Source organism: Escherichia sp. HH41S (assembly GCF_009820115.1).
Classification (GTDB): domain Bacteria; phylum Pseudomonadota; class Gammaproteobacteria; order Enterobacterales; family Enterobacteriaceae; genus Escherichia; species Escherichia coli_F.
The window spans coordinates 48,587-60,802 of record NZ_VNXE01000016.1; the positions used below are offsets into that span (position 1 = coordinate 48,587).

Below are 12,216 nucleotides of genomic sequence, written 5' to 3' on the forward strand. Positions count from 1 at the left end.
TATCGTCAGGGTCTGCTTCATATGGTAAAGTTTCGACCCATTCTTTATCTCGGTAACTCCATTCACTATGGCAGGAAATAAACCCTTCAACAAACAGCAGGCTGAACCCCGCGAACGCGATCCACAAGTTGCCGGGCTGAAAGTGCCTCCGCACTCGATCGAAGCGGAGCAGTCGGTGTTGGGCGGTTTAATGCTGGATAACGAACGCTGGGACGATGTAGCCGAGCGTGTGGTGGCAGACGATTTTTACACCCGCCCACACCGTCATATCTTTACCGAAATGGCGCGTTTGCAGGAAAGCGGTAGTCCTATCGATCTGATTACCCTTGCGGAATCGCTGGAACGTCAGGGACAACTCGACAGCGTTGGTGGTTTTGCTTACCTGGCAGAGTTGTCAAAAAATACGCCAAGTGCGGCGAACATCAGTGCCTATGCGGACATCGTGCGTGAACGTGCCGTTGTCCGTGAAATGATCTCAGTCGCGAATGAGATTGCCGAAGCCGGTTTTGATCCGCAGGGGCGAACCAGCGAAGACCTATTGGACCTGGCTGAATCCCGCGTCTTTAAAATTGCCGAAAGTCGTGCAAACAAAGACGAAGGGCCGAAGAACATCGCCGATGTGCTCGACGCAACCGTGGCGCGTATTGAGCAGCTGTTTCAGCAGCCACACGATGGCGTTACCGGGGTAAACACCGGTTATGACGATCTCAACAAAAAAACCGCTGGCTTGCAGCCGTCGGATTTGATCATCGTCGCCGCGCGTCCGTCGATGGGTAAAACAACATTTGCGATGAACCTCGTCGAAAATGCGGCGATGTTGCAGGATAAACCGGTACTTATCTTCTCGCTGGAGATGCCATCAGAACAGATTATGATGCGTTCTCTGGCGTCGCTGTCGCGCGTTGACCAGACTAAAATCCGTACCGGGCAGCTCGATGATGAAGACTGGGCGCGCATTTCCGGCACCATGGGTATTTTGCTCGAAAAACGCAATATCTATATCGATGACTCCTCCGGCCTGACGCCAACGGAAGTGCGTTCCCGCGCACGCCGTATTGCCCGTGAACACGGCGGCATCGGGCTTATCATGATCGACTACCTGCAATTGATGCGCGTACCGGCGCTTTCCGATAACCGTACGCTGGAAATTGCAGAAATCTCCCGCTCGCTGAAAGCACTGGCGAAAGAACTGAACGTGCCGGTGGTGGCGCTGTCCCAGTTGAACCGTTCTCTGGAACAACGTGCCGACAAACGCCCGGTTAACTCCGACCTGCGTGAATCCGGCTCCATCGAGCAGGATGCGGACTTGATCATGTTTATCTATCGTGATGAGGTGTATCACGAAAACAGTGATTTAAAAGGCATCGCGGAAATTATTATCGGTAAACAACGTAACGGCCCAATCGGGACGGTACGCCTGACCTTTAACGGTCAATGGTCGCGCTTCGACAACTATGCGGGGCCGCAGTACGACGACGAATAATAATTATTTTATGAATTAGGTAATTAAAGCAAACACTTATCAAGGAACACAAATGCAAGCGGCAACTGTTGTGATTAACCGCCGCGCTCTGCGACACAACCTGCAACGTCTTCGTGAACTGGCTCCTGCCAGTAAAATGGTTGCGGTGGTGAAAGCGAACGCTTATGGTCACGGTCTTCTTGAGACCGCGCGAACGCTCCCCGATGCTGACGCCTTTGGCGTCGCCCGTCTCGAAGAAGCTCTGCGACTGCGTGCGGGGGGAATCACCAAACCTGTACTGTTACTCGAAGGCTTTTTTGATGCCAGAGATTTACCGACGATTTCTGCGCAGCATTTTCATACCGCCGTGCATAACGAAGAACAGCTTGCTGCGCTGGAAGAGGCTAGCCTGGACGAGCCGGTTACCGTCTGGATGAAACTCGATACTGGTATGCACCGTCTGGGTGTAAGGCCGGAACAGGCTGAGGCGTTTTATCATCGTCTGACGCGGTGCAAAAACGTTCGTCAGCCGGTGAATATTGTCAGCCATTTTGCGCGCGCGGATGAGCCAAAATGCGGTGCAACCGAGAAACAACTCGATATCTTTAATACCTTTTGTGAAGGCAAACCTGGTCAACGTTCCATTGCCGCGTCGGGGGGCATTCTGCTGTGGCCACAGTCACATTTTGACTGGGTGCGCCCGGGCATCATTCTTTACGGTGTCTCGCCGCTGGAAGATCGCTCCACCGGTGCCGATTTTGGCTGTCAGCCGGTAATGTCATTGACCTCCAGCCTGATTGCTGTGCGTGAGCATAAAGCCGGAGAGCCTGTCGGTTATGGTGGAACCTGGGTAAGCGAACGTAATACCCGTCTTGGCGTAGTCGCTATGGGTTATGGCGATGGTTATCCGCGCGCCGCGCCGTCCGGTACGCCGGTGCTGGTGAACGGTCGCGAAGTGCCGATTGTCGGGCGAGTCGCGATGGATATGATCTGCGTCGACTTAGGTCCACAGGCGCAGGATAAAGCCGGGGACCCGGTCATTTTATGGGGCGAAGGTTTGCCCGTAGAACGTATCGCTGAAATGACGAAAGTGAGCGCTTACGAACTTATCACGCGCCTGACTTCAAGGGTCGCGATGAAATACGTGGATTAATCGTTCTGTAATATCTGATTATCTGTGCCGGATGTGGTATGAATGCCTATCCGGCTAATAAAATCTTACTAATTCAATAAATTGATATTATTTCATGCTGTTATAAAGGTCGTGCCTCTGGCGAATGTGCGTTTGTCATTGGTCACTTTTTGTTGCTAATTGTCGTTCACCCCTGAACATCCTCTCGATCTTCCCCACCTTCCGGTTTATTGTGTTTTAACCACCTGCCCGTAAACCTGGAGAACCATCGCGTGTTTCAAAAAGTTGACGCCTACGCTGGCGACCCGATTCTTACGCTTATGGAGCGTTTCAAAGAAGACCCTCGCAGCGACAAAGTGAATTTAAGTATCGGTCTGTACTACAACGAAGACGGCATTATTCCACAACTGAAAGCCGTGGCGGATGCGGAAGCGCGCCTGAATGCGCAGCCTCATGGCGCTTCGCTTTATTTACCGATGGAAGGGCTTAATAGCTATCGCCATGCCATTGCGCCGCTGCTGTTTGGTGCGGACCATCCGGTACTGCAACAACAGCGCGTAGCAACCATTCAAACCCTTGGCGGCTCAGGGGCATTGAAAGTGGGCGCAGATTTCCTGAAACGCTACTTCCCGGAATCAGGCGTCTGGGTCAGCGATCCTACCTGGGAAAACCACGTAGCAATATTCGCCGGGGCTGGATTCGAAGTGAGTACTTACCCCTGGTATGACGAAGCGACTAACGGCGTGCGCTTTAATGACCTGTTGGCGACGCTAAAAACATTACCTGCCCGCAGTATTGTGTTGCTGCACCCATGTTGCCACAACCCAACGGGTGCCGATCTCACTAATGACCAGTGGGATGCGGTGATTCAAATTCTCAAAGCCCGCGAGCTTATCCCATTTCTTGATATTGCCTATCAAGGATTTGGTGCCGGTATGGAAGAGGATGCCTACGCCATTCGCGCCATTGCCAGCGCTGGATTACCCGCTCTGGTGAGCAATTCGTTCTCGAAAATTTTCTCCCTTTACGGCGAGCGCGTCGGCGGACTTTCTGTGCTGTGTGAAGATGCCGAAGCCGCAGGCCGCGTACTGGGGCAATTGAAAGCAACAGTTCGCCGCAACTACTCCAGCCCGCCGAATTTTGGTGCGCAGGTGGTGGCGGCGGTGCTGAATGACGAGGCATTGAAAGCCAGCTGGCTGGCGGAAGTAGAAGAGATGCGTACTCGCATTCTGGCGATGCGTCAGGAACTGGTGAACGTATTGAGCACAGAGATGCCAGAGCGCAATTTCGATTATCTGCTTAATCAGCGCGGTATGTTCAGTTATACCGGTTTAAGTGCTGCTCAGGTTGACCGACTACGTGAAGAGTTTGGGGTCTATCTCATCGCCAGCGGTCGCATGTGTGTTGCCGGGTTAAATACGGCAAATGTACAACGTGTGGCAAAGGCGTTTGCTGCGGTGATGTAATGTCGTTGGCAGGCGGATGAACAGCCGCCTGCTCAATCATCAATAAGTGGGTATACGTATTTTTTCGGCTAATCGTACAAAGGAATGGGTTCTGATAAGCGATATTTCCTACTGAGAAAATAGAAGTTTTTATATCCGAATATTTTTACACAATAGAGAGCCATTAAGTTATTAAATACAACAAACATAGTCTGATCGCATGTGATCCTGCTCCCTTTCTTAACAAAAGCCGTAGATAACCCTTTTATTCCCTGGCAGCTGGCGTTATGGTCAGATGGTTTTTGCAACAAATCTCATAATAAAACGTTTCAATAGACTGACTATTTAGGGAAAAATATGCGCAAGATCACACAGGCTTTGAGTGCCGTTTGCTTATTGTTCGCTCTAAACAGTTCCGCTGTTGCCCTTGCCTCGTCACCTTCACCGCTTAATCCTGGTACTAACGTTGCCAGACTTGCAGAGCAGGCTCCTGTTCATTGGGTTTCAGTCACACAAATAGAAAATAGCCTCGCAGGGCGTCCACCAATGGCGGTGGGGTTTGATATTGATGACACGGTGCTTTTTTCCAGTCCGGGATTCTGGCGCGGCAAAAAAACCTTCTCGCCAGAAAGTGAAGATTATCTGAAAAATCCTGTGTTCTGGGAAAAAATGAACAATGGCTGGGATGAATTCAGCATTCCAAAAGAGGTTGCTCGTCAGCTGATTGATATGCATGTACGCCGCGGTGACGCGATCTTCTTTGTGACTGGTCGTAGCCCGACGAAAACAGAAACGGTGTCAAAAACGCTGGCGGATAATTTTCACATTCCTGCCACCAACATGAATCCGGTAATTTTTGCAGGCGATAAACCAGGTCAAAATACAAAATCGCAATGGCTACAGGATAAAAATATCCGAATTTTTTATGGCGATTCCGATAACGATATTACCGCCGCACGCGAAGTCGGTGCTCGTGGTATCCGCATTCTACGTGCCTCCAACTCTACCTACAAACCCTTGCCACAAGCGGGTGCGTTTGGTGAAGAGGTGATCGTCAATTCAGAATACTGACAGAGCGGGAGAGCGTGACACTCTCCCGAATGCTGTTTTTTTAATCACACCTTTATCCTTTCGCTGTCTTGCTGCAAACTGATTAAGAGAGTTTTATCAAGGAGCAGCACATGTGGTATCAAAAGACGCTCACGCTTAGCGCCAAATCTCGTGGATTTCATCTGGTAACGGATGAAATACTGCATCAGCTGGCTGATATGCCGCGCGTTAACATCGGTTTACTGCATCTGTTGCTGCAACATACCTCCGCCTCTCTGACACTTAATGAGAACTGCGATCCCACCGTACGCCACGACATGGAGCGTTTTTTCCTCCGCACCGTTCCCGATAACGGAAATTATGAGCATGACTATGAGGGAGCAGACGATATGCCTTCTCATATCAAATCCTCAATGCTGGGAACATCGCTTGTATTGCCGGTGCATAAAGGGCGTATTCAGACCGGCACCTGGCAAGGCATCTGGCTGGGGGAACATCGCATCCACGGCGGATCGCGTCGCATCATCGCGACACTACAAGGGGAGTAAAAAATGACCATTTCGGAGTTGCTACAATATTGCATGGCAAAACCAGGCGCAGAACAGAGCGTGCATAACGACTGGAAAGCGACGCAGATCAAAGTGGAAGATGTACTGTTTGCGATGGTGAAAGAAGTAGAAAATCGCCCAGCTGTTTCGCTGAAAACCAGCCCGGAGCTGGCGGAGCTGCTACGTCAGCAGCACAGCGATGTGCGTCCAAGCCGCCATCTGAATAAAGCGCACTGGAGCACCGTGTATCTCGACGGTTCGCTGCCAGATTCGCAAATCTATTATCTGGTGGATGCGTCTTATCAGCAGGCGGTGAATTTACTGCCGGAAGAAAAACGTAAATTGCTGGTGCAACTCTGAAAGGAAAAGGCCGCTCAGAAAGCGGCCTGAGAATGATGACAAACGCAAAATTGCCTGATGCGCTACGCTTATCAGGCCTACGTAATTTCTGCAATATATTGAAATTGCATGTTTTTGTAGGCCGGATAAGGCGTTCATGCCGCATCCGGCAAGAACAAAGCGCACTTTGTCAATAATCTGAGGCCGCTCAGAAAGCGGCCTTTGCGATTACAGCATCGGCTTAAGGAAGCGTGCCGTGTGTGATGCTTCACACTCCGCGACGGTTTCTGGTGTACCGGAGACGAGGATCTCGCCGCCGCCACTGCCGCCTTCCGGCCCCAGGTCGACAATCCAGTCAGCGGTTTTGATCACGTCGAGATTGTGCTCAATCACCACAATGGTGTTGCCCTGATCGCGCAGTTTATGCAGTACGTCGAGCAGTTGCTGAATATCGGCGAAGTGCAGACCGGTGGTCGGCTCGTCGAGAATATACAGTGTCTGCCCGGTGCCGCGTTTTGACAGCTCACGCGCCAGCTTCACGCGCTGGGCTTCACCACCAGAAAGTGTGGTTGCGGACTGCCCCAGGCGAATGTACGTCAGACCAACGTCCATCAACGTTTGCAGCTTACGTGCCAGAGCTGGCACCGCATCAAAGAACTCACGCGCCTCTTCGATGGTCATATCCAGCACTTCGTGGATGGTTTTGCCTTTGTACTTAATCTCCAGCGTTTCACGGTTATAGCGTTTACCTTTGCACTGGTCGCACGGTACGTAAATGTCCGGTAGGAAGTGCATCTCCACTTTGATCACGCCGTCGCCCTGACAGGCTTCGCAGCGTCCGCCACGGACGTTAAAGCTGAAACGTCCTGGCGTATAACCACGCGCACGGGATTCCGGTACGCCCGCAAACAGTTCGCGCACAGGCGTAAACACGCCGGTATAGGTCGCCGGGTTAGAACGCGGAGTACGACCAATTGGGCTTTGGTCGATATCGATCACTTTATCGAAATGCTCCAGCCCCTGAATATCGCGATAAGGTGCCGGTTCGGCGATGGTCGCACCATTCAACTGGCGTTGGGCAATCGGGAACAGTGTGTCGTTAATCAGCGTCGATTTACCGGAACCTGAAACCCCTGTGATGCAGGTAAACAGACCGACTGGCAGCGTCAGCGTCACGTCTTTCAGGTTATTACCACGTGCGCCTGTCAGCTTCAGCACTTTTTCCGGATTCGCCGGAACGCGTTTCTTCGGCACTTCAATTTTGCGTTTGCCGCTCATGTATTGTCCGGTTAACGACTCTGGCACGGCCATAATCGCTTCCAGGGGACCTTCCGCGACTACTTCACCGCCGTGTACACCTGCGCCCGGGCCAATGTCGATCACATGGTCAGCGGCGCGAATCGCGTCTTCGTCGTGCTCCACCACAATCACGGTATTACCGAGATCGCGCAGATGGATAAGCGTACCCAGCAGGCGCTCGTTATCGCGCTGGTGCAGGCCGATAGACGGCTCATCGAGCACGTACATAACGCCAACCAGGCCCGCACCAATCTGGCTCGCCAGACGGATACGCTGGGCTTCACCGCCAGAAAGCGTTTCTGCCGAGCGGGAAAGTGTCAGGTAATTCAGGCCGACGTTAACGAGGAATTTCAGGCGATCGCCAATCTCCTTAAGAATTTTTTCCGCAATCTTCGCTCGTTGACCTGCGAGTTTGAGATTGTTGAAGAATTCCATCGCATGACCGATGCTCATGTCGGAGATAGCAGGCAGCGGCGTATTCTCGACATACACATGGCGCGCTTCCCGACGCAGACGCGTTCCTTCGCAGCTGGCGCACGGGCGATTGCTGATAAACTTGGCTAATTCTTCGCGTACCGCACTGGATTCCGTCTCTTTATAACGGCGCTCCATATTGTGCAGCACGCCTTCAAACGGATGACGACGAATGGAGGTATCGCCGCGATCGTTCATGTATTTGAATTCAATGTTTTCTTTGCCTGAACCGTACAGCACCACTTTATGCACGTTCGCGCTCAGGCTGCCCCACGGCGCTTCGACGTCGAACTTATAGTGATCTGCCAGCGATTTCAGCATCTGGAAATAATAGAAGTTGCGGCGATCCCAGCCTCGGATCGCACCGCCAGCCAGCGACAGTTCCGGGTTTTGGATCACGCGATCAGGATCGAAATATTGCTGTACGCCAAGGCCGTCACAGGTCGGGCAGGCCCCCGCCGGGTTGTTAAACGAAAACAGTCGCGGCTCCAGTTCACGCATACTGTAGCCGCAAATTGGACAAGCGAAGTTCGCTGAGAAAAGCAGCTCTTCCGCTTTTGGATCGTCCATATCAGCAACCACCGCTGTACCACCGGAAAGCTCCAGCGCGGTTTCAAACGACTCGGCAAGACGTTGGGTAAGATCGTCACGCACCTTGAAGCGATCAACCACCACTTCAATGGTGTGTTTCTTTTGCAATTCCAGTTTCGGCGGATCGGAAAGATCGCAGACTTCGCCATCAATACGAGCACGGATGTAACCCTGGCTTGCCAGATTTTCCAGCGTTTTGGTGTGTTCGCCTTTGCGCTCTTTAATGATTGGCGCGAGCAGCATCAGGCGTTTACCTTCCGGCTGCGACAGCACGTTATCCACCATCTGGCTGACGGTTTGCGCCGCCAGCGGTACATCGTGGTCCGGGCAGCGCGGCTCACCGACGCGGGCGAACAACAAACGCAAATAGTCGTGGATTTCGGTGATTGTCCCCACCGTAGAACGCGGGTTATGAGACGTCGATTTCTGCTCAATCGAGATGGCAGGAGAAAGCCCCTCAATATGATCGACGTCCGGCTTTTCCATCAGTGACAGAAACTGCCGCGCGTAGGCGGAAAGGGATTCAACGTAACGGCGCTGCCCTTCGGCATATAAGGTGTCGAAAGCGAGCGAGGATTTGCCAGAACCCGAAAGCCCGGTCACGACAATGAGCTTGTCGCGGGGGATAACGAGGTTGATGTTTTTGAGATTATGGGTGCGGGCGCCCCGAACTTCGATCTTATCCATTCACCTTTCCCGGATTAAACGCTTTTTTGCCCGGTGGCATGGTGCTACCGGCGATCACAAACGGTTAATTATGACACAAATTGACCTGAATGAATATACAGTATTGGAATGCATTACCCGGAGTGTTGTGTAACAATGTCTGGCCAGGTTTGTTTCCCTGAACCGAGGTCACAACATAGTAAAAGCGCTATTGGTAATGGTACAATCGCGCGTTTACACTTATTCAGAACGATTTTTTTTCAGGAGACACGAACATGGCCAGCAGAGGCGTAAACAAGGTTATTCTCGTTGGTAATCTGGGTCAGGACCCGGAAGTACGCTACATGCCAAATGGTGGCGCAGTTGCCAACATTACGCTGGCTACTTCCGAATCCTGGCGTGATAAAGCGACCGGCGAGATGAAAGAGCAGACTGAATGGCACCGCGTTGTGCTGTTCGGCAAACTGGCAGAAGTAGCCAGCGAATATCTGCGTAAAGGTTCTCAGGTTTATATCGAAGGTCAGCTGCGTACCCGCAAATGGACCGATCAATCCGGTCAGGATCGCTACACCACAGAAGTCGTGGTAAACGTTGGCGGCACCATGCAGATGCTGGGTGGTCGTCAGGGTGGTGGCGCTCCTGCAGGTGGCAATATCGGTGGTGGTCAGCCGCAGGGCGGTTGGGGTCAGCCTCAGCAGCCGCAGGGCGGCAATCAGTTCAGCGGCGGCGCGCAGTCTCGCCCGCAGCAGTCTGCTCCGGCAGCACCGTCTAATGAGCCGCCGATGGACTTTGATGACGATATTCCGTTCTGATTTGTCATTAAAACAATAGGTTATATTGTTTTAAGGTGGATGATTAAAGCATCTGCCAGCCATAAAAAAAGAAGCCTCCGTTATGGAGGCTTCTACATATCAAGTCAAAATCATTGGCCATTGTGGCGGTGTCTGATTCATCTCTTCTATCATCACCGACTCGATGTTGTGCCAGATGGCGGTGATGTCCGCCATTGTGATGCCAAGCAACCCCATTGCGAACCAACAGGCGGAAACCACGCCCAGACCGCTGCTGATCACTGCAAGCCCGACATAATCAGACCGACGAAAACGGATGTTGAGTGTGCTGGCCAGAAACATCATTACGGCACTAAGAAGTTGCCAGCGAAGAAGAACCACGCCAGTGGTGAGGGTAGCCATCAAACAATTCCTCTGAAAAGAGCCGATGCCCTGGACAGCGCGGCGTTGTTCACGGGAGGCGTGGTACACTCTGGCTATCGCGGGGCTTGCAGAACACAAAAATGAAACACTCTTTTTGTTTCATTAATTTTGTGAACTATATCACAATTGATTGTTTGTTAGCCATATTAGGACGTGACTTTTATTGCTGTACAGATTATGTGGTTTTTCAGGGGCATTAAGGGTATATCTTCCCGCCGCCTCTGTATTCCTGTAGAAAATTAATTTTGAATATCAATGAATTATTTTTATTCAGGTGACGATTAAAAAGGTATCAATTTCAAATCAGGCAAAAGTGCTATTTATACCGTAAGATTTATCTAAAGACGTCGATAACCAGGGTTCTCGCCTTGCAATGACCGGGTATAAACAGGCAGGAAATTGATAGCAATGAGTCATCGTGCACGACACCAATTACTGGCGTTGCCGGGCATTATCTTTTTAGTTCTCTTTCCCATCATTCTGTCGCTATGGATTGCCTTCCTTTGGGCAAAATCAGAAGTGAATAGTCAGCTCCAAACTTTTGCTCAGCTGGCGCTGGATAAATCCGAGCTGGTCATTCGCCAGGCAGATTTAGTGAGCGATGCAGCAGAACGCTATCAGGGGCAAGTTTGCACTCCGGCCCATCAAAAGCGAATGTTGAATATTATTCGTGGCTATCTTTATATTAATGAATTGATCTATGCCCGTGATAACCATTTTTTATGCTCATCGCTGATAGCGCCTGTAAACGGTTATACGATTGCACCGGCCGATTATAAGCGTGAACCTAACGTTTCTATCTATTATTACCGCGATACGCCTTTTTTCTCTGGCTATAAAATGACCTATATGCAGCGGGGAAATTATGTGGCGGTCATCAACCCTCTCTTCTGGAGTGAAGTGATGTCTGATGATCCGACATTGCAATGGGGTGTGTATGATACGGTAACGAAAACCTTTTTCTCGTTAAGCAACGAGGCCTCGGCAGCAACGTTTTCTCCACTGATTCATTTGAATGATTTAACCGTACAAAGAAATGGCTATTTATATGCGACAGTTTATTCGACAAAACGCCCAATTGCAGCCATTGTTGCGACTTCATATCAACGTCTTATAGCGCATTTTTATAATCATCTTATTTTTGCGTTACCCGCCGGTATTTTGGGGAGTCTTGTTCTGTTATTACTCTGGCTACGTATTCGACAAAACTATTTGTCTCCCAAACGCAAATTGCAACGCGCCCTCGAAAAACATCAACTTTGCCTTTATTACCAGCCAATAATCGATATCAAAACAGAAAAATGTATCGGCGCTGAAGCATTGTTACGTTGGCCTGGTGAGCAGGGGCAAGTAATGAATCCGGCAGAGTTTATTCCGCTGGCAGAAAAGGAGGGAATGATCGGACAGGTAACTGATTATGTTATTGATAATGTCTTCCGCGATCTGGGCGCGTACCTGGCAACACATGCCGATCGCTATGTTTCTATTAACCTGTCGGCCTCCGATTTTCATACGTCACGGTTGATAGCGCGAACCAATCAGAAAACAGAGCAATACGCGGTGCGTCCACAGCAAATTAAATTTGAAGTGACTGAACATGCATTTCTTGATGTCGACAAAATGACACCAATTATTCTGGCTTTCCGCCAGGCTGGTTACGAAGTGGCAATTGATGATTTTGGTATTGGCTACTCTAACTTGCATAACCTTAAATCATTGAATGTCGATATTTTGAAAATCGATAAATCGTTTGTTGAGACGCTGACCACCCATAAAACCAGTCATTTGATTGCGGAACACATCATCGAGCTGGCGCACAGTCTGGGGTTAAAAACGATCGCAGAAGGGGTAGAAACTGAGGATCAGGTTAACTGGTTGCGTAAACGCGGCGTGCGTTATTGCCAGGGATGGTTCTTTGCGAAGGCGATGCCGCCGCAGGTGTTTATGCAATGGATGGAGCAATTACCCGCGCGGGGGTTAACGCGCAGGCAATAAA

At 50.7% G+C, this 12,216-nt stretch carries 10 protein-coding genes; 8 read left to right on the forward strand and 2 right to left on the reverse strand.

Annotated elements, in window-relative coordinates:
- Window positions 1-67 precede the first annotated feature (67 nt).
- The 6 genes from dnaB to FQZ95_RS04655 all read left to right on the forward strand — a co-directional run bounded on the left by dnaB (window position 68) and on the right by FQZ95_RS04655 (window position 5,997).
- Window positions 68-1,483 (forward strand): replicative DNA helicase, encoded by a 1,416-nt coding sequence (dnaB, locus tag FQZ95_RS04630; protein WP_000918363.1) that lies wholly within the window; start codon window positions 68-70, stop codon window positions 1,481-1,483.
- A 52-nt stretch (window positions 1,484-1,535) separates the two neighbouring features.
- Window positions 1,536-2,615, forward strand: coding sequence for an alanine racemase (gene alr / locus FQZ95_RS04635; RefSeq protein ID WP_001147340.1), 1,080 nt, complete (start codon window positions 1,536-1,538; stop codon window positions 2,613-2,615).
- A gap of 251 nt (window positions 2,616-2,866) precedes the next feature.
- Window positions 2,867-4,060 carry an aromatic amino acid transaminase gene (tyrB, locus tag FQZ95_RS04640; protein WP_160529925.1) on the forward strand — a complete coding sequence of 398 codons (1,194 nt, stop codon included), beginning with the start codon at window positions 2,867-2,869 and terminating at the stop codon, window positions 4,058-4,060.
- Window positions 4,061-4,396: 336 nt separating this feature from the next.
- Window positions 4,397-5,110, forward strand: a complete 714-nt coding sequence (gene aphA / locus FQZ95_RS04645) for an acid phosphatase AphA (RefSeq protein WP_001353538.1) — start codon at window positions 4,397-4,399, stop codon at window positions 5,108-5,110.
- Between the two features lie 110 nt (window positions 5,111-5,220).
- Entirely contained in the window at window positions 5,221-5,637 is a 417-nt protein-coding gene (locus FQZ95_RS04650; RefSeq protein WP_000270364.1) for a secondary thiamine-phosphate synthase enzyme YjbQ, read from the forward strand.
- A 3-nt stretch (window positions 5,638-5,640) separates the two neighbouring features.
- Window positions 5,641-5,997 carry an MmcQ/YjbR family DNA-binding protein gene (locus tag FQZ95_RS04655; protein ID WP_000155657.1) on the forward strand — a complete coding sequence of 119 codons (357 nt, stop codon included), beginning with the start codon at window positions 5,641-5,643 and terminating at the stop codon, window positions 5,995-5,997.
- Window positions 5,998-6,204: 207 nt separating this feature from the next.
- Here the strand turns inward: FQZ95_RS04655 and uvrA are convergent, their stop codons facing one another.
- Window positions 6,205-9,027, reverse strand: coding sequence for an excinuclease ABC subunit UvrA (uvrA, locus tag FQZ95_RS04660; RefSeq protein WP_000357740.1), 2,823 nt, complete (start codon window positions 9,025-9,027; stop codon window positions 6,205-6,207).
- A gap of 254 nt (window positions 9,028-9,281) precedes the next feature.
- Between uvrA and ssb1 the strand changes: the two genes are divergently transcribed.
- Window positions 9,282-9,818 carry a single-stranded DNA-binding protein SSB1 gene (ssb1, locus tag FQZ95_RS04665; RefSeq protein ID WP_000168305.1) on the forward strand — a complete coding sequence of 179 codons (537 nt, stop codon included), beginning with the start codon at window positions 9,282-9,284 and terminating at the stop codon, window positions 9,816-9,818.
- A 99-nt stretch (window positions 9,819-9,917) separates the two neighbouring features.
- Here the strand turns inward: ssb1 and FQZ95_RS04670 are convergent, their stop codons facing one another.
- A complete protein-coding gene (locus FQZ95_RS04670; RefSeq protein ID WP_001295689.1) occupies window positions 9,918-10,199 on the reverse strand; it encodes a YjcB family protein in 282 nt (93 codons plus the stop codon).
- Window positions 10,200-10,628: 429 nt separating this feature from the next.
- Here FQZ95_RS04670 and pdeC point away from each other — a divergent pair, with 429 nt between their 5' ends.
- Window positions 10,629-12,215, forward strand: coding sequence for a c-di-GMP phosphodiesterase PdeC (gene pdeC / locus FQZ95_RS04675; RefSeq protein ID WP_160529926.1), 1,587 nt, complete (start codon window positions 10,629-10,631; stop codon window positions 12,213-12,215).
- The last annotated feature ends 1 nt before the right edge of the window (window position 12,216 follow it).